The sequence below is a fragment of the Microbacterium sp. LCT-H2 genome (assembly GCF_001866135.1).
Taxonomy (GTDB): Bacteria; Actinomycetota; Actinomycetes; order Actinomycetales; family Microbacteriaceae; genus Microbacterium.
This window is the reverse complement of the sequence record NZ_MODW01000002.1, coordinates 679,440-705,504: the sequence shown is the minus strand read 5'-3', so window position 1 is coordinate 705,504 and position 26,065 is coordinate 679,440. Positions and strand designations below refer to the sequence as shown.

Sequence of the window (26,065 nt, the reverse complement as noted above, 5' to 3'; positions counted from 1 at the left end):
GACCTCTCCGTTAGGATGGAGGGGTGACCGAGCAAGAACAGGCTGAGCAGCCCACGGCATCCGCACCCCGACGCGTCGTCGTCGCCGAAGACGAATCGCTGATCCGTCTCGACATCGTCGAGATCCTCCGCGACAACGGCTTCGATGTCGTCGGCGAGGCCGGCGACGGCGAGACGGCGGTGGCCCTCGCCACCGAGCTGCGTCCCGACCTCGTCATCATGGACGTGAAGATGCCCCAGCTCGACGGCATCAGCGCTGCCGAGAAGCTCCACAAGGGCAACATCGCCCCCGTCGTGCTGCTGACCGCGTTCAGCCAGAAGGAGCTCGTGGAGCGGGCGAGCGAGGCCGGAGCCCTGGCCTACGTCGTGAAGCCCTTCACCCCGAACGACCTCCTCCCCGCGATCGAGATCGCCCTGGCCCGCCACGAGCAGATCATCACCCTCGAGGCCGAGGTCGCCGACATGGTCGAGCGCTTCGAGACCCGCAAGCTCGTCGATCGGGCCAAGGGCCTGCTCAACGAGAAGATGGGCCTGAGCGAGCCCGAGGCGTTCCGCTGGATCCAGAAGGCGTCGATGGACCGTCGCCTGACGATGCAGGACGTCGCCAAGGCGATCATCGAACAGCTCGCTCCCAAGAAGTAGGGCATCCGGTGCTCCGGCTGGACGCAGAGCACGTTCTGCGGCCGGTCCGCGCCGGCGACGGGGCCGCGCTCGCGCGCGCGTACCGGGCCAACAGGGAGCATCTCGCCCCCTGGGAGCCGGTGCGCTCCGAGGCGTTCTTCACCGAGGAGTGGCAGGAGCAGAACGCACAGCAGTGCGTCGCGGAAGCCGCGCTCGGCCGGAGCTCCCGGTTCGTGATCCTCTCGGACGACGGCGAGATCCGCGGCCGGGTCAACCTCAACACGATCGTGCGCGGCGCGTTCTGGAGCGCCGATCTCGGGTACTGGATCGATTCCACCCGACTGCGCCGCGGGCTCGCCGGGCGCGCGGTCGCCCTCGTGGCGGAGCACGCGCGGGACGAGCTGCGGCTGCACCGCCTCCAGGCGTCGACGCTGCTGCACAACGTCGCCTCGCAGCGGGTCCTCGCCGCCACCGGCTTCGAGCGCATCGGCATCGCCCCGAAGTACCTGCGGATCGCGGGGGAGTGGCAGGACCACATCCTGTTCCAGCTGCTGCTGGAGGAGCCGCTCAGTCCGCGGCGGGAGCGTCCTTGATCATGTTGGTGATGCGGATCGTCGAGCAGCGCCGGCCCTGATCGTCGGTCACGACGATCTCGTGCACCGTGATGCTGCGCCCCAGGTGCACGGGCGTGCAGACTCCGGTGACCACGCCCGAGGTGGCCGACCGGGTGTGTGTGGCGTTGATGTCGACGCCGACCGCCAGACGGCCCGCTCCCGCATGCAGATTAGCCGCCATCGAGCCGAGTGATTCGCCGAGCACGACGTAGGCGCCGCCGTGCATGAGACCGACCGGCTGGGTGTTACCCTCCACCGGCATCGTCGCCACGCACCGATCGACGCCGAACTCGACGAACTCCATGCCCATCTTCTCGGCCAGGGCTCCCATGCCGCGGGCGGCCGCCCACTCGAGTCCTTCGCTGGTGGCGACCTCGCTCATGCATCCTCCTCTGCGGGTGTCCGTGCTCCTCGTTAGGCTGACAGGGTGACGGACTCCGCAAAGCCTACCCTCATGGTCGTCGACGGCCACTCGCTCGCCTACCGGGCCTTCTTCGCCCTCCCGGTCGACAACTTCACCACCAAGGACAACCAGCACACGAACGCCATCTACGGGTTCCTGTCCATGCTGGTCAACCTGATCAAGGCCGAGCAGCCCACGCACCTCGCGATCGCGTTCGACACCTCCCGTCACTCGTTCCGCACCGACGAGTACCCGGAGTACAAGGCCACCCGGTCCGAGACGCCGCAGGAGTTCAAGGGCCAGATCCCGCTGCTGCAGGACTGCCTCGCCGCCATGTCGATCCCCGTGCTGACGCAGGAGGGCATCGAGGCCGACGACATCCTCGCCACCCTCTCCACGCAGGGGGCGGCCCAGGGCTACGACGTGCTCGTGGTCTCGGGAGACCGCGACACCATCCAGCTCGTCACCGACGACGTCACGCTGCTGTATCCGTCCGTGCAGGGTGTCTCGCAGCTCAAGCGCTATGACCCGGCGACCGTGCAGGAGCGCTACGGCGTCCGTCCCGAGCAGTACCCCGACATCGCCGCCCTCGTGGGTGAGACCAGCGACAACCTCCCCGGCGTGCCGAAGGTGGGGGAGAAGACGGCCGTCAAGTGGCTCACGCAGTTCGGCTCCCTCGACGAGCTGCTCGAGCGTGCCGGTGAGATCAAGGGCGTGGTCGGCGGCAACCTCCGCGACCACATCGAAGACGTCCGCCGCAACCGCAAGCTCAACCGCCTGCTGACCGACGTGGAGCTGCCGGTCGCACCGGCCGACCTCGCGGTCGCCCCGATCGACGCCGAGGCCGTCCGCGACATCTTCGCCCGGCTGGAGTTCCGCACGCTGCTGCCCCGGGTCTTCGAGGCCGTCGGTGCGGGCGAGGTTGCCGACGACCCGGCCTCCGTCGTCGAGATGCCCACGCCGGCACAGGTGTCCGCCCCGGATCTGGCCACCTGGGCCGCGGCGCAGGACGGAGACGTCGCTCTCCGGGTCGTGGTCCAGTCGGGCGCACCGGCGCGCGTCGGTGTCGCCACCGGGAGCGAGCTGCGCGAGCTCGACTGGTCGGAGGAGGCGGCCGCGGCGCTGCGTACGTGGCTGGAGTCCGACGCGCCGAAGGTGCTGCACGATGCCAAGCCGCAGGTGAAGGCGCTGCTCCGTCAGGGCATCCGTCTGGGCGGGCTCGCCTACGACACGAGTCTCGCGGGCTGGCTGCTGCGCCCCAGCTTCCCGGACAAGACGCTGTCCGACCTCGTCCAGCGCTACCTGGGGGAGAAGCTCCCCGAGGCTGATCCGTCGCAACTCGTGCCGGAGACCGAGGGCGCCACCCCGTCGCAGGAGGCGTGGTTCATCCTGCGCGTGGCCGAGGCGCTGCGGAACGATCTGCCGGAGCCGGTGGATGCGGTGCTCCGCGACATCGAGCTGCCGACGCTCCGCACGCTCGCCGACATGGAGCTCGCGGGCGTCGCCGTGTCGCACGAGGTGCTGTCGACGTTCTCGGCGGAGCTCGCGACGCGGGCGGATGCCCTGGCCCAGGAGGCGTTCGCGGTCGTCGGTCGCGAGTTCAACCTCGGGTCCCCGAAACAGCTCCAGGAGGTGCTGTTCGAAGACCTGCAGCTTCCGAAGACGCGCAAGACGAAGACCGGGTACTCGACAGATGCCGCAGTGCTCGCCGACCTCCAGGAGTCGCACCCGCACCCGTTCCTGAGCCTGCTGCTGCAGCACCGTGAGGCGACGAAGCTGCGGCAGATCATCGAGTCCCTCGACACCGCGATCCGCGAAGACCACCGGGTGCACACGACCTATGTGCAGACCGGCAGTCAGACGGGGCGCCTGTCGAGCACCGACCCGAACCTCCAGAACATCCCGGTCCGCACCGAGGAGTCGCGGCGCATCCGCAGCGCCTTCGAGGTCGGCGAGGGGTACGAGACCCTGCTCACCGCCGACTACTCGCAGATCGAGATGCGCATCATGGCGCACCTCTCGGGCGACGAGGGACTGATCGAGGCCTTCAACAGCGGTGAAGACTTGCACCGCTTCGTCGGCGCCCGCGTGTTCGGGGTCGATCCCTCCGAGGTCACGCCGGCGATGCGCACCAAGGTGAAGGCGATGTCGTACGGCCTCGTCTACGGCCTCTCCGCGTTCGGGCTGTCCAAGCAGCTGCGCATCGAGCAGTCCGAGGCCAAGCAGCTCATGGTGGAGTACTTCGCACGGTTCGGCGCGGTCCGCGACTACCTGCGGGCCTCGGTGATGAAGGCGAAGGAGGTCGGCTACACCGAGACGATCTTCGGGCGTCGGCGGCCGTTCCCCGACCTCGCGAGCCCCAACCGTGTGCTGCGGGAGAACGCCGAGCGTGCGGCGCTGAACGCCCCGATCCAGGGGAGCGCGGCCGACATCATGAAGATCGCGCTGTTCCACATCCACGACGACCTCCACGCCGCGAAGCTGGAGTCGCGGGTGCTGCTGCAGATCCACGACGAACTCGTCGTCGAGGTCGCGGCAGGGGAGTGGGATGCGGTGGAGCAGATCGTCCGCACGCGGATGGGGGATGCCGCTCAGCTCTCCGTGCCGCTCGACGTGCAGGTGGGCCGCGGTCGGGACTGGAACGAAGCCGCGCACTGATCCCGGTGGCCGCCGGGGGCGGGGATTAGGCTGGAAGGTATGACTTCAGCACCCCGCACCCCCTCCGCCATCGACAAGGTCGCCGATGAATGGGTCGACACGATCGCCGTTCTGGCGCCGACTCTCGGCACCTACATCGGCCGCTCCGAGGTCAACGACCGGTTCGGCGATCTGAGCCCGGAAGGTCATGAGGAGATCGCCGCGGCGACGCGGGCCACGCTCGACAAGCTCTCGGCGCTGGAGCCCGTCGACGCGATCGACGAGGTCACCAAGACCGACCTCAGTGCCGAGCTCCGCCTCGACCTCGAGCTGCACGACGCGAAGTGGCACCTGCGCGATCTGAACGTCATCGCCTCCGCCGCGCAGGACGTCCGCTCCGCCTTCGACCTGATGCCCACCGCGACGGTCGAGGACTGGGAGGTCGTCTCCACCCGACTCTCCGCCGTGCCCGCGGCGTTGCGCGGGTACATCGAGACGCTCCGCCTGGGCATCGCCGAGGGGGTTACTCCCGCGCGCCGCCAGGTCGCGGAGGTCGCGACACAGATCGACCGCTACATCGCCGACGACGGGTTCTTCGCCGCCTTCGTCGCGCACGCCGACCCGCAGGAGGGACAGCTTCCCGCCTCGCTCGCCCGCACGCTGGCCGACAACTCCGCGGCCGCCCGAGTCGCCTACGGCGAGCTGCGGCGCTTCCTGGCCGAGGAGCTCGCACCCGAGGCCGGTGAGACGGACGCCGTGGGGCGCGAACTGTACGCCCTCAACTCTCGCCGATTCCTCGGCGCCACCATCGACCTCGACGAGACCTACGAGTGGGGTCGCGAAGAGCTCGCCCGCATGGTGGCCGAGCAGACGGCGATCGCGAACGAGATCCTCCCCGGCGCCTCCGTCGAAGAGGCCGTCGCGCATCTGGAGTCCGACCCCGCCCGCAAGCTCGTCGGCACCGAGGCGCTTCAGCGGTGGATGCAGGAGACCAGCGACCGCGCGGTCGCCGAGCTCGGCGCCTCGCACTTCGACATCCCGGAGGCCATCCGCACCCTGGAGTGCATGATCGCGCCGACGCAGGAGGGCGGGATCTACTACACCGGCCCCACCGACGACTTCTCCCGTCCCGGCCGCATGTGGTGGTCGGTCCCCGAGGGCGTCACCGAGTTCGACACGTGGCGTGAGCTCACCACCGTGTATCACGAGGGCGTGCCGGGGCATCACCTGCAGATCGCCCAGGCCGTGTACAACCGCGCCGAGCTCAACTCGTGGCGACGGCTGCTCGCCGGCACCTCCGGTCACGCGGAGGGCTGGGCGCTGTATGCGGAGAGACTGATGGAGCAGCTCGGTTACCTGGACGACCCGGCGGATCGCCTCGGCATGCTGGACGGGCAGCGGATGCGGGCGGCGCGCGTGGTCCTCGACATCGGCGTGCACCTCGGCAAGCCCCGTCTCGACGGTGACGGCGTCTGGGATGCCGACTACGCGCTCGACTTCCTCCGTCGCAACGTCAACATGTCGGACCAGTTCGTGCAGTTCGAGGTCAACCGGTACCTCGGCTGGCCGGGTCAGGCGCCGTCGTACAAGGTTGGTCAGCGCATCTGGGAGCAGGTCCGCGACGCCGTCCAGCAGGCGGAGGGCGACGCGTTCAGCTTCACGGGCTTCCACAAGCGCGCCCTCGATCTGGGCGGCGTCGGACTGGACACGCTGCGGAGCGCGCTGCTCCCTCGGTGATGGGAATGCCGGCTCGAGTCCGCGCGTTCCATTCACCTGAATAGGAAGGTGTGACATGGACATCGAATTCGGGCTGGACACGTTCGGCGACATCACCCGGGATCAGGACGGCGAGCTGCTCAGCGGCGCGCAGACCATCCGGAACGTCGTCGCCCAGGCGGAGCTGGCCGATACGGTCGGCGTGGACTTCTTCGGCGTGGGGGAGCACCATCGGCGCGAGTTCGCGGTGTCCTCACCGGAGATGGTGCTCGCGGCGATCGCCGCCCGTACCGAGCGGATCCGGCTGGGCACCGCCGTGACCGTCCTGTCCTCGGACGACCCGGTGCGCGTGTTCGAGCGTTTCTCGACCCTCGACGCCCTGTCCGGAGGGCGGGCGGAGGTCGTGCTCGGGCGCGGTTCGTTCATCGAGTCCTTCCCGCTGTTCGGCTACGACCTGCGCGACTACGACCGGCTCTTCGAGGAGAAGCTGGAGCTGTTCGTCGAGCTCCTCAAGGAACAGCCCGTGACGTGGTCCGGGTCGCTGCGGCCGTCGCTCGACAACGCGGACGTGTTCCCGAAGACCGAGAAGGGTCTGCGCACGTGGGTCGGCGTCGGCGGGAGTCCTGAGTCCGTCGTGCGTGTCGCGCGTCACGGTCTCGGCCTGATGCTGGCGATCATCGGCGGCCCGGCCGGGCGGTTCAAGCCGTTCGTCGACCTGTACCACCGCTCGGTCGCCTCCTTCGGGACGACGGCGCACCCGGTGGCCGTGCACTCGCCCGGTCACATCGCGCCCACCGACGCGGAGGCATGGGACGAGGCCTACCCGGGCTTCGAGGCGATGAACAACACCATCGGTCGTGAGCGCGGCTGGCCGCCCTACAGCCGTGCGCGGTTCCAGAACGACATCGGTCCCGAGGGCTCCCTCTACGCCGGCTCGCCCGAGCGTGTTGCGGCGAAGATCGCCGACACGATCACGACCCTCGGGCTCGGCCGCTTCGACCTCAAGTACGCGACGGGCACCCTCTCGCACGAGTCGATGATGCGCAGCATCGAGCTGTACGGCACCGAGGTGATCCCTCGGGTGCGGAAGCTCCTCGCCGACGGCGACTGAGCCGGCGTCATCTCGCGGCTCGGCGGGACGGGACGGCCCTACGATGAGAATCATGGCCGATACCGCCCTGCCGAGCCGCACGTCGCTCGCCGAGCGCCTCGACGTCCTTCCGTTCACCCGCCGACACCTGCGCCTGCTCACCGGGTCCGGCGTGGGCTGGGCCCTGGACGCGATGGACGTGGGGCTCATCTCCTTCATCATCGCGGCGCTCACACAGCAGTGGGGCATCTCCAAGGGGGAGGCCGGCTGGATCGCCTCGCTCGGCTTCGTCGGCATGGCGGTCGGTGCGACCCTCGGCGGTCTTCTCGCTGACCGCTTCGGCCGCCGGCAGGTTTTCGCCCTCACGCTGCTCATCTACGGCGTGGCCACCGGAGCGAGTGCTCTGGTCGGGTCAGTGGCGGCCCTGCTCGTGCTGCGTTTCTTCGTCGGCCTCGGGCTCGGGGCGGAGCTGCCGGTCGCCTCGACCTACGTGAGTGAGTTCGCCCCCGCGCGCATCCGGGGACGGCTGATCGTCATCCTGGAAGCGTTCTGGGCCGTCGGCTGGACCGCCTCCGCGCTCATCGGGTACTTCGTCATCCCCGCCTCCGAGGCAGGCTGGCGGTGGGCCTTCGCACTCGGCGCGATCCCCGCGGTCTACGCGCTCGTCGTGCGGTGGGGTCTGCCCGAGTCGCCGCGCTGGCTGGCGTCCCGCGGACGCATCGCGGAAGCCGATCGCATCGTGGCGGCGTTCGAAGCCGATGCGGGGGTCGAGTACACCCCGCCTCTTCGGAAGGAGCCGGCGTCGCGGGCGATCGCGAAGACGGCGCGGGCCCGGCTCACGACCCTCTGGAACGCGGAGTTCCGGGTGCGGACGGCCTGCCTCTGGCTCGTGTGGCTGGCTGTGAACTTCGCCTACTACGGGGCCTTCATCTGGATCCCCAGCATCCTCGTCGACGCCGGATTCGACCTCGTCCGTTCGTTCGGCTTCACCCTCATCATCACGCTCGCGCAGCTCCCGGGCTACGCCGTGGCGGCCTGGCTCATCGAGGTGTGGGGACGACGCATCACGCTGTCGGTCTTCCTCCTGGGGGCGACCGCCTCGGCCGTCGTCTTCGGCACCGCCACGACCGTGCCGATGATCATCGGCGCCGGCATGGCCCTGTCGTTCTTCACCCTCGGCGCGTGGGGCGCGCTGTACGCGGTGACGCCTGAGATCTACCCGACCTCGCTGCGCGGCACCGGGGCGGGCTGGGCCGCGGGGGTCGGACGCATCGCCTCCATCGTGGCGCCCCTCGCCGTTCCTGTCCTCCTCGTCGCCGGCGGCGCTCCTCTGCTGTTCGTCGTGTTCGCGGCCTGCTTCCTCGTCGCGGCGGCCGCCGCGTGGGGACTCGTCGACCGGAGCGGAGCGGCGCTGGACGACCGGTGACGTCCGGGACCGGGAATAGGCTGGGCGCGTGGCTGATGTACGTTTCGTCGCGATAGGCGACTCCTTCACCGAAGGCGTGGGCGATGTGCTCCCCGATGGGCGCGAGCGCGGCTGGGCCGACATCGCCGCTCAGGGATGGGCGGATGCCGCGGGGCACCCCATCCAGTACGCGAACCTGGCGATCCGGGGGAAGCTGGCCTGGCCGATCGTCGAGGAGCAGCTCGAACCCGCGCTGGCCCTGCGTCCCACGCACCTGTCGTTCAACGGTGGCGGCAACGACATGCTGCGGCCGCGGACCGACGTGGAGCACATCGCCGATGCGTTCAGCCGGGTCCTGCGACGGTGCGACGAGGAGGGCGTGACGATGATCCTGCTCTCCGGCGCCAACCCCAGCGGGCAGCTTCCGATGGGCTCCCTCGTGCAGCGGCGTGGCGACCTGCTCTCCGAGGCGGTCCTGCGGCGGATCGAGGACCGCCCCGACGTGATCCGCGCGCTCAACTGGCCGGACACGGAGCTCTCGAAGCCCGCGTACTGGTCGGAGGACCGGCTTCACATGAACGCGGCCGGACACCATCGCGTCGCGGCCCGCGTGCTGCACGGACTCGGCTTCGAGCCGCCGGCAGCCTGGTGGGCGCCGCTCGATCGCTGGACCGCCGGCCCCGCGGGTCTGGCCTACTACCGGGAGTTCGTCGGGCCCTGGGTGCGTCGACGCGTGACGAGGACCTCGTCGGGAGACGGCCGCGCAGCGAAGTACCCCACCTGGGTCGAACGGACTCCGGCGTGAGCGTCGCCGTACCCCGCGCATGAGCGATATCGAGCTCGTCCGTCTCGCCGCCGGCACGGTGACGCTGCACGACGCCCGGCGACGCACGCGCCGCACCGTGGAACTCGAACCCTTCGCCCTCGGTGTCTTCCCGGTGACCGAAGAACAGGTCACCGAGGTCTTGGGCACCCCGTCACGGCATCCTCGTCGCCCGGTCGCCGACGTGAGCTGGCTGCGGGCCATCCACTTCTGCAACGCCGCCTCGGAGTGGGAGGGGCTCGATCCCGTCTACCACTTCGAGGGTGAGGATGTGGCCTGGGACACTACAGCGGACGGCTACCGCCTGCCGACCGAGGCCGAGTGGGAGTACGCCTGCCGCGCCGGTTCCACCGGGCCGCATTACGCGCCGCTGGCGGAGGCCGCCTGGACGGCTGCCGACGGAGTCGGCACGCCGCAGGACGTGGGCGGGAAGCTCCCGAACCTGCACGGGCTCTTCGACACGCTCGGGAACGTGTGGGAATGGTGCTGGGATCTCCTCGACCCCGCGCGGTACGACGACTACCGGCTCTTCCGGGGCGGCGGGTTCGCCGACGACGCCTGGAGCGTCCGCGCCTCGGTCCGCCGTGGGGGAGCGCCGCGCATGCACCACGAGGACGTCGGCTTCCGCGTGGCCCGCGGCGCCTTCGACACCGAGGAGGAGGCGCAGGGCTGGTCGGCAGCAGCGGACAGGGACCGCGCCTTCGTCGACGGAGGGCTCCCGTCGGGATGGACGCCGCGCCGGCGTTAGTGCAAGCCGGGTGCGGCGGTTTTGGCCGTGATCTGTGCCGGGTGGGAGACTGAGCGGATGACCAGGCCCTTCGCGCTCATCCTCAACCAGGGTCGCGTCGCCGACCGCACGGACGGAGCCCTCGTCGGGGCGCGCCGCGTCGCCGACGCCCTGTCCTCGCTTCTCCGGCGGGAGCCCGTCGTGGTCGGCACTCCGGAGCCCGGTCGGCTCGACGACTGGTCGGTCGCGCTGCCCGAGGCCTCGGACACGCTCACGGGCCTCCGTGCCGCCGTGCAGGAGGCGATCATGGGGGAGATGACGCCGCTCCTCGTGACGAACACGTGTGCGGCGAGCCTCGGAACGCTGCCGAGCGTCGCCGAGCACCACCCCGACGCGGTGGTGCTCTGGATCGATGCGCATGGCGACTTCAACACGCCGGACACCACCGACTCCGGCTACCTCGGTGGCATGGTCCTCGCCGCCGCCTGCGGGCTGTGGGACAGCGGCCACGGGGCGGGCATCGACCCGCGGCAGGTCATCGTCGTCGGCGGCCGCGACATCGACCCCGCCGAGGGAGAGCTCCTCGCCGGCGCGGGAGTGACCGTCCTCAGCCCTGCGGAGAGCACGCCGGAGCGGCTGAGCGCTCTTATCGCCGGTCGACCGGTGTGGATCCATGTCGACTGGGATGTCCTGGAGCCCGGCTACATCCCCGCGGCCTATCGGGTCGGCGACGGTCTGCTGCCGCACCAGGTGGCCGCGCTGTTCGCCGCGATCCCGGCCGCCGACGTCCGCGGCGTGGAGCTCGCCGAGTTCGAGGCGGGTGACGCGGAGGTGCCGGAGCGCGTCAGCGTCGAGTTGATCGTGGAGACGGTCCAGCACCTGCTGCGCTGACGGCGCGGAGTGCCGTCACGGCGCGGCGGGTGCGGCGCCGAGGTGCCAGACGGTGATCGCGACCTCGGAGCCCGACACGATGTCGAGTTCGACCGGCCACGAACCGCGGTCGTACCCGGGGAGCAGCGAGGCGTGCAACGCACGCGCCACGAGAGCGCCGTCCGTGGCATTCGCGTCCCATCCGATCACCGCGGTCGCCTCGCCCTGGGGCAGCACGGTGACGGGCGCGGAGCCGGGGTCGGTGGCCAGGAAGGACGAACCGGGTCGCACCTCGACGTCGAGCGCATGCCCGTTCTGGTCGGCGAAGGCGATGTCGGGATACCCCTCGACCACGCACGGCTCCTCGCTGATGTTCATCAGACGGATGCTCTGGGCACGGTGCCCCGTGGCCCCGTCGGCCGTTCCGAGTAGCAGCGTGGCCCGGTCGGGAGTGCAGGCGTCCGCGGGGAGTTGGGGAGTCGAGGCCCCCGGGGCCCGCTCCGGTACCGGATCGCCCACGGCCGCCGGATCGACGAAGGCTCCCGACGACGACGAGAGCGACCACGCTCGCGACGGTGACGCCGAGAAGGCGCGGGGACCACCGCCGCGCAGATTCCTCACCGGCCCTGCGCGAGAACGCCCAGGCGGGGATCCAGCCCCAGGCGAATCCCCAGTAGGCGGTGTCCGGCGCGGACTCGACGACCGCGGGAGCCCGGCCGACACCCTGCGCACCCCGTCCCACGACCCAGACGACGCTGCACAGCACGGCGGCCGGCACCGTCAGCACGAGGACGCCCCACGCACCGGGGAGCAGCCAGGCATGACTCTGCAGCGATCCGATACCGGCGAAGCTCAGCAACCGCGTCAGCACGATGTCGGAACCGGTCAGTCGGGCGATGGCGCCGGAGACGATCCACAGTGCGCCGAGGATCAGTCCGGCGAGCAGTCCCGCCGTCAACGGCGGCCTCGTGCGGCCGTCTCGGGCGCGCGGGAGGGCGGCGGTCGACGGGGGAGCGGAGGCCAAGCCTCATCCTATGGGCGCTCAGCGACGCCGCTCGGGATCCAGCCCCATGCGGATCCGCGTCCGCTTGCGTTCGATCAGGATGAACACGACTCCGAGGACCCAGAGCGGGATCAGAGTGAGGAACGCGACACGGAACGCGCCGAGCGTGTAGGTGTCCGGGGTGCCGGCGCCCTGGGCGTCGAGGAGGAGACCGATCACGAACACGGCGATCAGGGCCGCGATGAAGCCGCCCGCGTTCGTCACGCCGGTGGCCGTGCTGAGGCGATGCACGGGATTGTGCGTGCGCGCGTGGTCGAAGGCGATCATCGACGCGGGGCCCCCGGTCGCCAGAGCGATCGCGAGGACCCAGAGCAGCCAGTCCGGGGCGGGGCCGGGGAGGGCGATGACCGCGATCCACGCGGCCATCTGCACGCCGACGGCGGGAAGGACGAGGGCGAGGGAGCGGTGGTTCGGCAGGCGGCGGGAGAGATCGCCGATGATCGGGCCGAGGATCATGCCCGCGACCACGTAGATCGAGATGATCCCCGCCGCGTGGGCGGTGGTCAGGCCCTCGCCGGCCGTGAGGAACGGCATGCCCCACAGCAGCACGAACACCGTGCCGGCAAACGGGGTGGTGAAGTGCGACCAGAACGCGAGCCGTGTGCCGGGATGCGCCCAGGCCGCCCGGATGCCGACGCCCGTGTCGATCGCCGACGTCACGACACGCACGACTCCGGTGTCCGTGTTCACCGACACGTCGGGACCGCTCTCCGCGGGGTTGTTGCGCACGATGAGCCACACGAGGATCGTGAAGAGCAGGCCGAGACCGGCGATGCTGCCGAACGTGATCGACCAGGTGGTGGCGTGCAGCAGGGCAGCGACCGGCACCAGCGCGATCAGCTGTCCGGCCTGCCCGATGATCCCGGTGAACTGGACCATGACAGGGCCGCGCTGCGCGGGGAACCACGTGGCGACCAGTCGCAGCACGGCGGGGAAGACCGCGGCGTCACCGGCTCCGAGGAGGACACGCGCGACGATCGCGATGCCGATGCTGGGGGACAGGGCCATGGTGAGCTGTCCGGCCGCCATGAGCAGCATCCCCGCCGTGATGATCGGACGGGATCCGAAGCGATCGAGGAGGACCCCCACCGGGATCTGCATCCCCCCGTAGACGGCGAGCTGCACGACCGCGAACAGCGCGAGCGTGGAGGCATCCGCCTGGAAGCGGTCGGCGGCCTCGACGCCGACGGCGCCGAGAGACGTGCGGTTGGTGATGGCGAGAACGTAGGCCGCGACGCCGACGGACCAGATCGCCCAGGCCCGCCACCCCGGCGTGGAGACGGGCGAGTGGGAGACCTGAGGCACCCTTCCACGCTACTCCTGACCGGCGATGTCCGACGCCGTGGCTAGAGTGCCCGCATGACCGCCTCCTCGCAGCACCATGCCCTCGACTACGTCGAGCTCGTCGTCACGGACCTCGACGTGGCGAAGCGCTTCTTCACGACCGCCTTCGGGTGGAGCTTCCGGGACTACGGGCCCGGCTATGCGGGAATCCTCTCGCCCCGCGGAGACGGGAGCGAGGTCGGCGGACTCCTGCTCGCGGACGCGCCGCGACCCGTCGGCGGTCCGCTCGTGCTGCTCTACTCCGACGATCTCGATGCGACGAGGGAGACGATCCAGGACGCCGGCGGCCGGATCCTGCAGGAGCCGTATGCGTTCCCCGGTGGCCGGCGCCTTCACTTCGCCGACCCGAGCGGCAACGAGCTCGGCGTCTGGTCCTCCCACTAGGCGCTGCAGAACACAGCGCGGGGCGGATGAGTGCCAGACTGCGAGGATGAGTCACCCGCCGCGCATCCCGGAAATGGAGACGTCGCGCCTCCGCCTGCGCAGGCAGGCGATCGAGGACGCTACCGTGTTCCGGCACCTGTGGACCGAACGTGACGAACGAGTCCCCGCGCACCGGCGGCTCGACCCGGACGGTCGCCCCGACGTGGACGACATCCGAGCGCAGATCCGCGATGCCGAGAAGTCGTCGCTGCTCACCGTGGAACGGACCGACACCGGGGATCCGATCGGGTACTGCGGTCTCGTCTACGGCGGTGACGGCGTTGGCGATGAGCCGGAGCTCGCGTTCGAGCTGCTCCGTGCCGAGCACAATCGGGGGCATGCCACCGAAGCTGCCCAGGCTGTCGTGGCATGGGCAGCTGGGGTGGGAATCGGCCGCGTCTGGGCCGGCGTCTGGGAATGGAACCTCCCGTCCCGGCGCGTGCTCGAGAAGCTCGGCTTCGTCGAATCCGGACGGGAACGCCCGTCCTCCGTCCACGGTCGAAACATCCTGACCGTCAGGACGCTCAGCCAGAGTTCCCGCGCCGAGGGGAGGGTGGCGGCGGTGCCGGACGGGGTCATCGTGAGCGGCACGCTCCCTGACGATGTGGACCGATGTGTCCAACTGTGGGTCCGTGCTCTCCTCGCACGAGACGGAGAAGTCGACAGCCACGCGGTCGGCGAAAGGACACGTGGCGTCTTCGGTCGTCCGCTCATCAGGTTCGCCATCGTCGACCATCCCTTTTCGGGGTTCGCGGTGACTGTCGGGAAAGTCGGCGAGCCGATGACGGCGGTACTGGAGCGAATCGCGGTCGCACCGGGGAAGACCGGGCAGGGGATCGGGCGGGCGTTGTTGACCGATGCCATCGACTCTTCCCGGCGACGAGGGCGGTCGGCGATGGAGTTGGCCGTGCGTCGAGGGAACCCAGCCGTCCGCCTGTACGAGGCCCTCGGGTTTCGGGCCACTTCGGGCCCGGCGGATCATCCGCTCGGGGGCGAGCCGATGATCACGTTCCGCCGATCATTGTGACCGACGCGCGCATCCCATCTCGTAGGATCGCGACATGACCTCCCCTCGCCGCATCCCGGCAGACCTGCGGAAACGCGGGGGCTTTCGGGGAGCCGACGATTCGACCGCCTCGCTCATCCTTGGCCAGTTCTTCGTCGGTGGCTTCTTCCTGTTCATCGTGGCTTTCTTCCTCGCGCTCGGAGTTGCGGAAGAGTACGACGGGGTGACGTCCTTCACCGGGGCGAGCATCATCGCCGTCGTGCTATCCGTCGTGTCGATCGTCACCGCGCTGGTGATCGGTCTGCCCCTTCGCCTCGTCTCGGCGCTGCGCGCGCGGTGGCTCGCCCACGGCGAGCTCACCGTCGTCGGGGTCGTCGTCGGACTCGGCGCCTGCATCGTGTCGGTCGTGCTGGCGAGCGTTAGCGGGGGAGCGGCACTCGCGTGGTGGGTGTTCGTCATCTCGTGGTCGGTCCTCGCCTTCTCGGTCGCGCATTTCGTCTGGCCACGGCGACGCCGGCGGGGTGGGTTCCGCGCACCCCGAGACGACGACCAGGCCGCGTGAGCACGGGCAGGGAGGGTCAGCATCCGGAGGGCCCGGGAGCACGGGACGCCGATGAGCACGTCCCGACGCACACGCGGCGGGGATTCCTCATCGCTGCCGGAACCGGCGTCGCGGTGACCGGCGTCGGCATCTGGCTCTCCACGAGCTCCGGGGGAGAGGCAGACGTCACCGGACGCCCCGACAACCCCCGAGGACTGTCCGAGTACGAGCCGGTCTACGACCGCGCGGTCACAGGTCTCGAGGTACCGCTCGGTTTCGAGGACTGCGCCCACCCCACGGTTCGCGCAGACCGGGGCATCGCGGGCAGCGAACGTCGAACCGTGAGTCCGGTCATCGACCGCTTCATCATCCACCACACCGGCACGACAACGGACCAGTTGGACTTCTTCTCCCGCTGCAACAGGAGATCATCGGCTCCCACCTTCTATCTTCGGCACGACGGCTCGGTCATCGAGACCATCCGCCCGGGAGCGAAGCCGTCGTCCACCGGCGCGGACTGGAACTGGCGGTCCGTGGCGGTGGAGACGCTCGATTTCACCGGAGCCCCGGAGTACACGTCATCACCCACCAGGAGACGTGGTCGGGAACGGAGTGTCCCGGCCCGTTCCTCCAAGCGCGAGTGGAAGACATCGTTGCGCGGGCGCAAGAGATCTTCACGACGTCATGAGGCTGGAGCCGTCCGCGACAACAGGGGAGTGCGCCACCTTCTCTCATTGACCGAACTCACCTGGGACGATCTGAGGGAGATCTTCGCGCGCGCCGCGCGGATCGAAGCGGGAACCCTAGCGAGGAGGGACGGCGCGGCCGCGCTGTTCTTCCCTTCCTCGAGCCTGCGGACGCGTGTCTCGTTCGAACGCGGCGCTGCGGAGATGGGTTTGCAGCCGATCGTCTTCCCTCCGGAGGCGCTCGACACCGTCGAGGACGCGGTTGACATCGTCGGATACCTGTCAGCGTGGGTCGAACTCCTCGTCGTCCGGCATGCCGATCTCCAAGTGCTTCGTGAGCTGGCTGCCCCTGGGATTCTCCCGGTGGTCAACGCGATGACCGACGCGAACCACCCCTGCGAGGTGCTGTCCGATCTCTTCGCGCTCTCGCGCGAGACGGATGTCCGCTCACTCCGAGTCCTCGTAGTGGGACCAGACGGCAACATCGGTCGAGCCTGGGAGGAAGCCCATCGGGCGTTCGGAATCGATGTCGTGCAGGCCTGCCCGGAGAAGGTCCGCACACCCGCGCTGCCGTGGAAGGAGGATCTCAGCGATGCCGTGCAGGAGGCCGACGTGATCATCACAGATGGGCCGGGGGAGCACAGTGCGGCCATGGCGCCCTATCGGATCACTGCGGATCTCCTGGACAGCGCCCCTGACGGTGTTCGTTTCGCGCCGTGCCCGCCGTTCGTCCGCGGGCGTGAGGTTTCGGTCGCTGCCGCCAACCATCCCGCGTTCGTGGGCTACGAGTTCAAACGTCACCTGAAGAGCGTGCAGCAGGCGATCATGGGGTGGGCGTTCGAGGGATGACGGGGAGATGGTCGCGGTAGCGTTCTGTTCTCAAGCTGACATAATGTGCATTATCGGATAATCCGTATCAGGGATCTGCGGGACGAGAGAGGGCGGGAAAGTCGCCACCGTGGCCCTCGGTCATGCGTTGACGTACGCCGCGAGATGTTCGCCCGTCAGCGTCGACCCGTCTGCGACGAGCTCGGCGGGCGTTCCCTCGAACACGATGCGACCGCCGTCATGGCCGGCTCCCGGTCCGACGTCGATGATCCAGTCGGCGTGTGCCATGACGGCCTGATGATGCTCGATCACGACCACCGTCTTGCCCGCATCGACAAGTCGATCCAGCAGACCGAGGATCGTGTCGACGTCGGCGAGATGCAGACCCGTCGTCGGCTCGTCCAGCACGTAGACGTCGCCCTTCTCACCCATCTGGATCGCGAGCTTGATGCGCTGGCGCTCTCCGCCCGACAGAGTCGACAACGGCTGTCCGAGCGACAGGTAGCCGAGCCCCACGTCTTCCAGGCGTCCGAGGATGGCGGCCGCAGCCGGGAGCTTCGCGTCACCCTCGCTGAAGAACACACGGGCTTCAGACACCGGAAGGTCGAGCACCTCGGTGATGTCCTTCCCGCCGAGCTTGTACTCCAGCACCGCCGCCTGGAAGCGCTTACCACCGCAGTCCTCACAGGGTGTCTCGATCGTGTCCATGAACCCGAGCTCGGTGATGATGACACCGGCACCCTTGCACGTAGGACAGGCGCCCTCGGAGTTCGCGCTGAACAGGGCGGGCTTCACGCCGTTCGCCTTCGCGAAGGCCTTGCGGATGGGCTCGAGCAGCCCCGTGTAGGTCGCGGGGTTGCTGCGACGTGAGCCCTTGATGGCGGATTGATCGATCGCCACCACGCCCTCGCGTCCGGTCACCGAACCGTGGATGAGCGAGCTCTTACCGGAGCCGGCGACACCGGTGACGACGGTCAGGACGCCGGTCGGGATGTCGACGTCCACGTTCTGGAGGTTGTTCGTGGATGCGCCGCGCACCTCGATCGCGCCGGTGCGGTCACGCACGGCGTCCTTGAGCTGTGCACGGTCGTCGAGGTGCTGCCCCGTCAGCGTTCCACTGGCCGTGAGACCCTTGACGCTCCCCTGATAGCAGACCTCTCCCCCGGCGCTTCCGGCACCCGGACCCAGATCCACGACATGGTCGCCGATCATGATGGTCTCCGGCTTGTGCTCGACGACGAGCACCGTGTTCCCCTTGTCGCGAAGGCGGAGCAGCAGGCCGTTCATCCGCTCGATGTCGTGCGGGTGCAGCCCGATCGTCGGCTCGTCGAAGACATACGTGACGTCAGTCAACGAGGAGCCGAGATGGCGCAGCATCTTGATCCGCTGCGCCTCTCCCCCGGACAGCGTGCCCGACGGTCGATCCAGGCTCAGATACCCCAGGCCGAGGGTCACGAAGGCGTCGAGGTTGGCACTCAGCGCCTGGAGCAGCGGCCCGGCTCCCGGGAGATCCAGGCCGCGGACCCACGTGGCGAGATCCGTCACCTGCATGCGGCACGCGTCGGCGATGCTCACGCCGTCGATCTTCGACGACCGTGCGCCCTCGGTGAGCCGGGTGCCGTCGCACTCCGGGCACACCGCGAAGGTGGCAACGCGCTCGACGAACGCGCGGATGTGCGGCTGGAGCGCGTCGAGGTCCTTCGAGAGCATGGACTTCGTGATCTTCGGGATCAGGCCCTCGTAGGTCATGTTGATGCCGGAGATCTTGACCTTCGTGACCTCTCCGTAGAGGAAGAGGTGACGCTGCTTTTCTGTGAACGACGAGATGGGCTTGTCCCCCGGATAGAACCCGGACTGCGAGAACCCCTTCACCATCCAGCCGTCGGCGGTGTACCCGGGCACCATGATCGCGCCCTCGTCGAGGGACTTCGACTCATCGACGATCTGCGACAGGTCGAGGTCGGACACCACTCCCCTGCCCTCGCAGCGCGGGCACATGCCGCCGAGGTAGATCGCGTCCTTCACGATCTTCTTCTCGCCACCCGGCCCGGTCATGACGCCGCTGGCCTTCTGCGTCGGGATGTTGAAGGAGAACGCCGTCGGGCCGCCGATGTAGGGCTGGCCCAGCTTGCTGAACAGGATGCGGAGCATGGCGTTGGCATCCGTCACGGTGCCGACGGTCGACCGCGGGTTCGCGCCGAGACGCTCCTGGTCCACGATGATCGCCGTGGTGAGCCCTTCCAGCACGTCGACGTCGGGCCGCGGCACAGACGGCATGAACCCCTGCACGAACGCGCTGTACGTCTCGTCGATCATCCGACGCGACTCGGCGGCGATCGTGTCGAAGACGAGAGAGCTCTTCCCCGACCCGGAGACTCCGGTGAAGACCGTCAGACGTCGCTTCGGGATGTCGACGCTCACGTCCTTGAGGTTGTTCTCTCGCGCGCCCTGGACGCGGATGAGGTCGTGGGTGTCCGCGGGGTGCTCGGCAGCGGTCATGCGGCGTCCTTCGTGGTGGTGGGGCCGTCAGGCGGCCTGATTGATACGGAGCAGGTTGCCGGCGGGATCGCGGAAGGCGCAGTCGCGGACGCCGTAGGGCTGGTCCATCGGCTCCTGGACGACATCGGCGCCGACAGCGACCAGCCGGTCGAACAGGGCGTCCAGGTCGTCGCTCGCCAGAGTCAGCGCGCCGTAGCTGCCCTTCGCGATGAGCTCCAGGATGGTCTGCCGCTCCGCGTCGGTGATGCCGGGGTCGGTGGCCGGCGGATGGAGCACGATCGAGGTCTCGGGCTGGCCGGCCGGGCCGACCGTGAGCCAGCGCAGGCCGTCGTACCCGACGTCGTTGCGCACCTCGAAGCCGAGGGCGTCGCGATAGAAGCCGAGGGCTGCCTCGGCGTCGGTGTGCGGGAGGAAGGCGTAATGGATGCGGATCTTCATGATGCTCACGTTAGGTGCGCCTCGGGGCGCGGCGCTTCTCGATTCCTGATCGGTCGGGTGACCTGCTTGGCCTGGAACGACGGGATGCCCTCGACGTCGGCGGCGCGTTCACGGTACACGCGGGGTGAGACACCCACCAGTTCCGAGAACCGGGTGCTGAAGGTTCCCAGCGAGGAGCAGCCCACGGCGAAGCACACCTCGGTGACGGTGAGGTCGCCGCGACGCAGCAGTGCCATGGCGCGTTCGATGCGGCGGGTCATCAGATACGAGTACGGGGATTCGCCGTACGTCTCGCGAAACCGCCGGCTGAGATGGCCGGCCGACAGGTGCACGCCCCGCGCCAGAGCCTCGACGTCCAAGGGCTTCGCGTACTCGCGGTCGATGCGGTCGCGGACCTTCCGCATCACGACCAGCTCCCGCAGGCGAGCCTCATCCACCGGTGTCACGTGACGATCCTGCCATGACCCCGGAAGACGCGGAATGACCATCCGCGACGCGCGGAGGCCCTCCTCCCCCGCCTGTCGGAGATCCGGCGCTACCCTGGGGGCATCCTCACAGGATTTTCTCAGAAGGGGTTCACCGCCATGTCTGAAGCACTCGCTGAAACGAAGTCGTTCTTCAAATCCATCCGCGTCGCTCTCGCGGTCTCCGGCGTTCTCGCGCTGCTCGCGGGCATCGCGCTGCTGGTCTGGCCGGTGAAGTCCGCCGTCATCGTGACGGCGATCTTCGCGTCCTACCTGATCGTCGCGGGAGTCGTGTACATCGGCCTCGGCATCTTCTCCCGCGCGAAGGGCGGTTGGTCGCGCGTCGGACACATCGTGCTCGGCCTGCTCTACATCGTCGCCGGCGTCATCGCGTTCTTCAACCTGAATGTCGCCGCCGCCACCCTGGCGCTGGTCGTCGTGATCTTCATCGGCGTGAGCTGGATCGTCGATGGTGTCGTGGCACTCTCGCTGCTCGGCAGCGACGGATCGCGGGTCTGGACGCTGATCTACGCGATCCTCAGCATCATCGCCGGAATCATCGTCCTCTTCTCGCCGGTCATCGCCGGATTCGCGCTCTGGCTGCTCCTGGGCATCTCGCTCGTCGTGCTCGGCATCGTGCAGATCATCCGCGCGATCACGCTCGGCAAGGACGAGAAGGCCTTCACCACGGGTGCTGCCGCCGTCTGATCCGCACACGCGAGACGCCCCGGACCTGCAGCAGCGGGTCCGGGGCGTCTCGCGTCTGACGGCTATTCCGCGGCGAACGCGCTCACGTCGCCGACGAGGCGGGTGTTGTCCGCGGGGATGGGGTCGATCGCGGCCTTAGCGACCTCGGCGGCGAACTCGGACACGTTGTAGAGGCGCCCGGCGGACTCGCGGCGCTCGGCGATGGCACCGGGGTTCGCGCGCTCGAGCAGCGTCGCGGTGATCGTGCCCTCGATCATGTCGCCGGAGACGACCGTGAAGCCGATCCCCTTCTCCGCGAGACCGGGGATGAGCTCCCGCAGCGCGTCCTCACCGGCCCGCTTCGACAGCGCGACGGGTTCGTACTCCGGCATCGTCGGCGTCGTGCGGATGAAGTGCGCCTGGTGGCTGGTGACGAACACGACGCGTGCGCCATCCGACAGCAGCGGCGTCGCGGCGTCGAGGACGTTGAGCTGCGCGTCGCGGTTGAGCTTCAGGGCGTAGTCCTCGGCCATCCCCGACTCCATGCCGCCCGAGGCGTTCAGGACGAGAACGTCGAGGCGTCCGTACTCGGCGCGGACGGCGTCGAACATCTCGGCCACGGACGCGGGGTCGGTGAGGTCCGCGCCGACGACGAGCGCCCGGCGGCCGAGCTCGCGCAGCTGCGCGGCGAGCTTCTCCGCGCGCGGGGCCTTGTTCCGGTAGTTGATGACGACGTCGGCGCCGGCCTCGGCGAGGTATCGCACGGTGTCGGCGCCGATCCCCCGCGATGAGCCGGTGACGAGGGCCACCTTGCCGTCGAGGGATCCTGCGGGAAGAACGTCGGTCACGGGTGACTCCTCATGGTGCGTGGAACGCCGTGAGCGCACGGCTCTCACAGATTACCAAGGGGCGCAGTGGCGGCCGGTCGGCTGCCGCCGCGCGTGGTACGTTGACGGCAAAGGAGGCCGCATGGACAACTTCTCGACGTTCGTCACGTTCATCGACCACTGGGCATGGATCGGATGGCTGGTCCTCATCGCGGTCTTCCTCGTCATCGAGATGCTCTCCCTCGACTTCACCTTCCTGATGCTGAGCTTCGGCAGTGTGATCGGACTCGTCACCGACTTCGTCGGGCTCCCGGTCTGGATCCAGATCCTCATCGCCGCCTTGGCATCCGCCCTCTTTATCCTCTTCCTGCGGCCGCCGCTCCTGCGGCGCCTTCACCGCGGCGCCGACCCCACACGCTCGAACGTGGAGGCGCTCGTCGACCTGCGGGGCATCGCGCTCAGCGAGATCACGCAGATCTCCGGTCAGGCGAAGCTCGCGAACGGCGACACCTGGACCGCCCGAACGACCACCCCGATGGCGATCCCCGCGGGGGCGCCTGTCGCCGTCAGCGCGATCAACGGCGCGACCGCCATCGTCCGACCCCTCAACGACTAGGAGCACGCGTGGACGACGCATCGATCATCCCGACCGTGATCATCTGGATCCTGGTGATCGCGGTCATCATCTTCGTGATCGTCACGATCGCGCGGGCTATCCGCATCATCCCGCAGGCGACCGCGGGAGTGGTCGAGCGGCTCGGCCGCTATCACAAGACCCTCTCCCCCGGGCTCAACATCCTCGTGCCGTTCATCGACCGCCTGCGGCCGCTGATCGACATGCGCGAACAGGTGGTGTCGTTCCCGCCGCAGCCCGTGATCACCGAGGACAACCTGGTCGTCTCCATCGACACCGTCGTCTACTTCCAGGTCACCGACGCGCGCGCGGCCACCTACGAGATCGCGAACTACCTCGGCGCCGTGGAACAGCTCACCACGACGACTCTCCGTAACGTCGTGGGCGGTCTGAACCTCGAAGAGGCGCTGACGAGCCGTGACAACATCAACGGGCAGCTCCGCGTCGTCCTGGACGAGGCGACCGGCAAATGGGGCATCCGCGTGGGCCGCGTCGAGCTCAAGGCGATCGACCCGCCCGTGTCCATCCAGGACTCCATGGAGAAGCAGATGCGCGCCGAGCGGGACCGCCGTGCCGCGATCCTGACCGCCGAGGGCACGAAACAGTCCGCGATCCTCGAAGCGGAAGGCCTCCGTCAGGCGGAGATCCTCCGCGCCGAGGGGGACAAGCAGGCCGCCGTCCTCCGCGCCCAGGGTGAGGCGGAGGCGATCCAGAGCGTCTTCTCCGCGATCCACCAGGGCGCGCCGGACGACAAGCTCCTCGCGTACCAGTATCTGCAGATGCTCCCGAAGATCAGCGAGAGCCCGTCCAGCAAGCTCTGGATCATCCCGAGCGAGCTGACCGAGGCGCTCAAGGGCATCGGCACCGCCTTCACCCCGAAGGTCGGACCCGGGTCGACCACTCCCCCCGCGGGCGCGTGACCCACCCGTACTTCGTCAAGGCCGAGCAGCCCCGCATCCTGGCCCATCGGGGTCTCGTGACCGCCGAGGGGCGGGAGTCCGGCGTCTGGGAGAACACCGCGGCCGCCTTCGCCGCCGCCCATGCCGCGGGGGCCGAGTACATCGAGACGGACTGCCAGGTCACCGCGGACGGCGACGTCGTGCTCTTCCACGATCACGACCTGCGCCGTCTGGTTCACGATCCGCGCGCTGTGCACGAGGTCAGGACGCGGGAGCTGACCGCCCTGTTCGCCGAGCACGGCGGTCTGCTCACGGTGGCCGAGGCGCTCTCCGCCTTCCCGGAGACCCGGTTCAACATCGACGTGAAGACACTGGCCGCCGCGGCGCCGCTGGGCCCCATCCTCGCGGCGCACACCCATCGTGTCCTCGTCACCAGCTTCTCGGATGCCAACCGGCGGGCGACGCTGGAGGCCGTACGGCAGACCGGCACCGGGCTCCGTCCCGCCACCTCCGGCGGGAGTCGGACGATCGCGGCGGTGCGTGCGCTCTCCGCCGTGCGCCTCTCCCCCGCCAGAGCGCTCCGGGAGATCGACGCCCTGCAGATCCCCGAGCGTCATGGGGCGATCCGAGTGCTGACGCCGGCGCTCCTCCGCGCCGCCCACCGGGCCGGCACCGAGGTCCACGTCTGGACCGTGAACGACGCGGACGACATGCGCCGCCTCGTGGACGCCGGCGTGGACGGCATCGTGACCGATCGCGCCGACCTCGCCGTCGCCACGCTCCGGAAGCCCTGAGCCCCCATTATCCTCCGGCGCTGGGATTCCCCTGTGAATACCGCGGAGAACGTCCCGACGTGGATGAAGCGCACAGGCTCGAACGTTATACCTGACAGCGACGAGAGGACCACACAATGGCAGATCGCAGCCTGCGCGGCATCCGACTCGGCGCCCAGAGCCTACAGAGCGAAGAGGGCGTCGTTTTCATGGAGCGCCGTGAGACCACCTACACCTGTGACACCTGCGGACACGACACCACGCTCATGTTCGCTGCCGATGCCGAACCGCCTCAGACCTGGGAGTGCCGTTCCTGCGGCGCGGAAGCCCGCCTGAAGGTCGACGGCGAGGCCGTCACCCTCGAGGCCACCGACGAGAAGGCCGCTCGCACGCACTGGGACATGCTCATGGAGCGTCGCACCCGTGCGGAGCTGGAGGAGCTTCTCGAGGAGCGTCTCGCCTACATCCGAGCCCGGCGCGGTGCCGGGGAGGATCCCACCCGCGAGAAGATCGGCGCCTAGCGCCGACGGGCGCGCCACCACCCGAGACCGAGTGCGCCCAGCCCGCCCCACAGCAGCACCTGCTGCAGCCAGGGGCCCAGGACGATTCCCGCCGTGAGGCCGGAGTGGAGCTCGACATCCTCGAGCATCGCTCCGGCCTCATCCGCGTCCAGGCTCGTGACCGTCCGCCCGTCCGGGAGGATGACCTGGCTCGTGCCGACCGTGGAGATGTTGACGACGCTCCGGCCCGTCTCGATCGCGCGCATCCGCGCGAACGAGAGCTGCTGGAGATTCTCATCGGTGCCGCGGAAGTCGGCGTTGTTCGTCTGGAAGACCAGTACCTCGGCGCCGCCGTAAAGGCCCTCGGTGATGACGTCGTCGTAGATGACGTCGAAGCAGATTGCCAGGCCGACCCGCACATCGTCGACCTCGACGATTGGCGGGTTCGCCCCCGGGGTGTACTCGCGCTGGATCAGTCCGATGAGATCGGGCGCGAGAGCGTTGAAGAACGCGCGATCCGGCACATACTCGCCGAAGGGCACGGGATGACGCTTGTCGTGCTTCTGCGGCGCTGTGCCGTCCGGCAGCCAGAGCATCGAGGTGTTGTAGTAGAGGTTCCCGCGGCCGGTGGCGGCGTTGGCGAGCAGCGGCGCGTCGATGCGGTTCGACACCAGAGTCATCCGTCGTGCGATGGCGGAGTTCGCGAAGGGATCCGTATCGAGCCCGCCCTCTGGCCACACGAGCAGGTCGACGTCGTCGCCGTACAGCGGCTCGGTCGCCTCCGTCTGTGCCTGGATCACGGCGAAGGGCTCGCGCTCGTCGAAGTAGCCGGTCGGCCCGTTCCCCTGCACCGCGGCGATGCGCATCGATCCGGACGGCGTCGTCGGGAAGAGCGGCGTGAAGAAGAGGACCAGGACGAGGGCAGCAGGCGCGAGCAGGGCGACCGGTCGCCGCCACAGTCCCAGGCGCACGATCTCGATCACCATCGCGACGAGGAACACCATCAGGAAGCTCAGCCCGCTCACGCCGACCCAGGAGGACAGCGCGGCGAGGGGGCTCTCGGCCTGGCTCATCCCGAGGCGGGCCCAGGGGAAGCCGCCGTACGGCCACCAGCCGAGGAACAGCTCCCGCCCGACCCAGAGCGCAGCGATCACGGCCGGGAGGGTCAGCAGACGCCCTGCGGTGCCCGGCCAGGCGCGGGGCAGCCAGCGGTACGCGAGGGTCAGGGGGATCAGCGCGACGGCCGTGAGGACGCCCTCGACGACGCTCAGGGTGGCCCACGGCAGTGGCCCGAGGTACCGCGAGGTCCAGGACACGAGCACAGCGAAGAACACGATGCCGTAGACCAGCCCCACGAGCAGTGCTCCGCCGGCCCGTCGGCCGATCAGCGCGAGAAGCAGAAGCCCCGTGGCCGGGAAGGCCAGGATCCAGACCGCGGCCTCGGGAAACGCGAGGTCCATGAGCAGCGCAGCCAGTGCGGCCACGGGAACGGCGGCCCACAGGGGCAGGAGGGCGCGTCGACGGACGGAGGTTTCGGTCATGCGGGTG

General features: G+C 69.2%; 26 protein-coding genes. 18 read left to right on the top strand and 8 right to left on the bottom strand.

The genetic code is table 11. The features are described 5' to 3' along the window. Positions 1-23 precede the first annotated feature (23 nt). The gene (locus tag BK819_RS07810; protein ID WP_025103469.1) at positions 24-641 is read left to right on the top strand and encodes an ANTAR domain-containing response regulator; all 618 of its coding nucleotides are present in this window, start codon (positions 24-26) and stop codon (positions 639-641) included. Positions 642-649: 8 nt separating this feature from the next. Further along, positions 650-1,213, top strand: a complete 564-nt coding sequence (locus tag BK819_RS07805) for a GNAT family N-acetyltransferase (RefSeq protein WP_071328612.1) — start codon at positions 650-652, stop codon at positions 1,211-1,213. On the opposite strand, the gene BK819_RS07800 is transcribed toward BK819_RS07805, so the two are convergent. Beyond that, on the bottom strand, positions 1,188-1,616 hold the full coding sequence (locus tag BK819_RS07800) for a hotdog fold thioesterase (RefSeq protein ID WP_071328611.1): 429 nt from the start codon (positions 1,614-1,616) through the stop codon (positions 1,188-1,190). The genes BK819_RS07805 and BK819_RS07800 overlap by 26 nt on opposite strands. A gap of 45 nt (positions 1,617-1,661) precedes the next feature. Between BK819_RS07800 and polA the strand changes: the two genes are divergently transcribed. From polA to BK819_RS07765, 7 genes are read left to right on the top strand one after another with little or no spacing between them, the layout of a single operon-like run. Then, positions 1,662-4,295, top strand: coding sequence for a DNA polymerase I (polA, locus tag BK819_RS07795; RefSeq protein WP_071328610.1), 2,634 nt, complete (start codon positions 1,662-1,664; stop codon positions 4,293-4,295). Positions 4,296-4,334: 39 nt separating this feature from the next. Continuing rightward, positions 4,335-6,011 carry a DUF885 domain-containing protein gene (locus tag BK819_RS07790; RefSeq protein WP_071328609.1) on the top strand — a complete coding sequence of 559 codons (1,677 nt, stop codon included), beginning with the start codon at positions 4,335-4,337 and terminating at the stop codon, positions 6,009-6,011. A 55-nt stretch (positions 6,012-6,066) separates the two neighbouring features. Further along, positions 6,067-7,101, top strand: a complete 1,035-nt coding sequence (locus BK819_RS07785; protein WP_071328608.1) for an LLM class flavin-dependent oxidoreductase — start codon at positions 6,067-6,069, stop codon at positions 7,099-7,101. Positions 7,102-7,153: 52 nt separating this feature from the next. Then, positions 7,154-8,506 (top strand): MFS transporter, encoded by a 1,353-nt coding sequence (locus BK819_RS07780; protein WP_071328607.1) that lies wholly within the window; start codon positions 7,154-7,156, stop codon positions 8,504-8,506. A gap of 28 nt (positions 8,507-8,534) precedes the next feature. Further along, a complete protein-coding gene (locus BK819_RS07775) occupies positions 8,535-9,290 on the top strand; it encodes an SGNH/GDSL hydrolase family protein (protein ID WP_071328606.1) in 756 nt (251 codons plus the stop codon). A gap of 19 nt (positions 9,291-9,309) precedes the next feature. Continuing rightward, entirely contained in the window at positions 9,310-10,056 is a 747-nt protein-coding gene (locus BK819_RS07770; RefSeq protein WP_071328605.1) for an SUMF1/EgtB/PvdO family nonheme iron enzyme, read from the top strand. A gap of 57 nt (positions 10,057-10,113) precedes the next feature. Then, positions 10,114-10,926, top strand: a complete 813-nt coding sequence (locus tag BK819_RS07765) for an arginase family protein (protein ID WP_071328604.1) — start codon at positions 10,114-10,116, stop codon at positions 10,924-10,926. 15 nt (positions 10,927-10,941) lie between these two features. Here BK819_RS07765 and BK819_RS16355 read toward each other — a convergent pair whose 3' ends face one another. After that, entirely contained in the window at positions 10,942-11,424 is a 483-nt protein-coding gene (locus tag BK819_RS16355) for a DUF4232 domain-containing protein (protein WP_256209419.1), read from the bottom strand. 523 nt (positions 11,425-11,947) lie between these two features. Further along, entirely contained in the window at positions 11,948-13,273 is a 1,326-nt protein-coding gene (locus tag BK819_RS07755; RefSeq protein ID WP_071328602.1) for a nitrate/nitrite transporter, read from the bottom strand. Between the two features lie 54 nt (positions 13,274-13,327). Here BK819_RS07755 and BK819_RS07750 point away from each other — a divergent pair, with 54 nt between their 5' ends. The 4 genes from BK819_RS07750 (at position 13,328) to BK819_RS07735 (ending at position 16,817) form a co-directional block, all read left to right on the top strand. After that, the gene (locus tag BK819_RS07750) at positions 13,328-13,696 is read left to right on the top strand and encodes a VOC family protein (RefSeq protein WP_071328601.1); all 369 of its coding nucleotides are present in this window, start codon (positions 13,328-13,330) and stop codon (positions 13,694-13,696) included. Continuing rightward, the gene (locus BK819_RS16350) at positions 13,620-14,762 is read left to right on the top strand and encodes a GNAT family N-acetyltransferase (RefSeq protein WP_371259829.1); all 1,143 of its coding nucleotides are present in this window, start codon (positions 13,620-13,622) and stop codon (positions 14,760-14,762) included. The genes BK819_RS07750 and BK819_RS16350 overlap by 77 nt, the downstream gene beginning before the upstream one ends. 34 nt (positions 14,763-14,796) lie before the next feature. Next, positions 14,797-15,303, top strand: a complete 507-nt coding sequence (locus BK819_RS07740) for a hypothetical protein (RefSeq protein ID WP_071328600.1) — start codon at positions 14,797-14,799, stop codon at positions 15,301-15,303. 695 nt (positions 15,304-15,998) lie between these two features. After that, a complete protein-coding gene (locus tag BK819_RS07735) occupies positions 15,999-16,817 on the top strand; it encodes an ornithine carbamoyltransferase (protein WP_071328769.1) in 819 nt (272 codons plus the stop codon). 120 nt (positions 16,818-16,937) lie between these two features. On the opposite strand, the gene BK819_RS07730 is transcribed toward BK819_RS07735, so the two are convergent. The 3 genes from BK819_RS07730 to BK819_RS07720 are packed head-to-tail and all read right to left on the bottom strand — an operon-like array spanning position 16,938 to position 20,137. Then, positions 16,938-19,295 (bottom strand): excinuclease ABC subunit UvrA, encoded by a 2,358-nt coding sequence (locus BK819_RS07730; RefSeq protein ID WP_071328599.1) that lies wholly within the window; start codon positions 19,293-19,295, stop codon positions 16,938-16,940. 27 nt (positions 19,296-19,322) lie between these two features. Then, positions 19,323-19,733 (bottom strand): VOC family protein, encoded by a 411-nt coding sequence (locus BK819_RS07725; RefSeq protein WP_071328768.1) that lies wholly within the window; start codon positions 19,731-19,733, stop codon positions 19,323-19,325. Positions 19,734-19,738: 5 nt separating this feature from the next. Beyond that, positions 19,739-20,137, bottom strand: a complete 399-nt coding sequence (locus tag BK819_RS07720; protein ID WP_071328767.1) for a helix-turn-helix transcriptional regulator — start codon at positions 20,135-20,137, stop codon at positions 19,739-19,741. Between the two features lie 180 nt (positions 20,138-20,317). Here BK819_RS07720 and BK819_RS07715 point away from each other — a divergent pair, with 180 nt between their 5' ends. Continuing rightward, entirely contained in the window at positions 20,318-20,905 is a 588-nt protein-coding gene (locus BK819_RS07715; RefSeq protein ID WP_025103447.1) for an HdeD family acid-resistance protein, read from the top strand. 62 nt (positions 20,906-20,967) lie between these two features. On the opposite strand, the gene BK819_RS07710 is transcribed toward BK819_RS07715, so the two are convergent. Next, positions 20,968-21,732 (bottom strand): SDR family oxidoreductase, encoded by a 765-nt coding sequence (locus BK819_RS07710; protein WP_071328598.1) that lies wholly within the window; start codon positions 21,730-21,732, stop codon positions 20,968-20,970. A 121-nt stretch (positions 21,733-21,853) separates the two neighbouring features. Here BK819_RS07710 and BK819_RS07705 point away from each other — a divergent pair, with 121 nt between their 5' ends. The 4 genes from BK819_RS07705 to BK819_RS07690 all read left to right on the top strand — a co-directional run bounded on the left by BK819_RS07705 (position 21,854) and on the right by BK819_RS07690 (position 24,538). Next, entirely contained in the window at positions 21,854-22,327 is a 474-nt protein-coding gene (locus tag BK819_RS07705; protein ID WP_025103445.1) for an NfeD family protein, read from the top strand. A gap of 8 nt (positions 22,328-22,335) precedes the next feature. Then, positions 22,336-23,265, top strand: a complete 930-nt coding sequence (locus tag BK819_RS07700) for an SPFH domain-containing protein (RefSeq protein WP_071328597.1) — start codon at positions 22,336-22,338, stop codon at positions 23,263-23,265. Continuing rightward, positions 23,262-24,038, top strand: coding sequence for a glycerophosphodiester phosphodiesterase family protein (locus BK819_RS07695; RefSeq protein ID WP_071328596.1), 777 nt, complete (start codon positions 23,262-23,264; stop codon positions 24,036-24,038). Before BK819_RS07700 ends, BK819_RS07695 begins: the two co-directional genes overlap by 4 nt. Before the next feature lie 116 nt (positions 24,039-24,154). Then, positions 24,155-24,538, top strand: a complete 384-nt coding sequence (locus BK819_RS07690) for an RNA polymerase-binding protein RbpA (protein ID WP_060921636.1) — start codon at positions 24,155-24,157, stop codon at positions 24,536-24,538. On the opposite strand, the gene lnt is transcribed toward BK819_RS07690, so the two are convergent. After that, positions 24,535-26,058 carry an apolipoprotein N-acyltransferase gene (lnt, locus tag BK819_RS07685; protein WP_071328595.1) on the bottom strand — a complete coding sequence of 508 codons (1,524 nt, stop codon included), beginning with the start codon at positions 26,056-26,058 and terminating at the stop codon, positions 24,535-24,537. The genes BK819_RS07690 and lnt overlap by 4 nt on opposite strands. Positions 26,059-26,065: the final 7 nt, after the last annotated feature.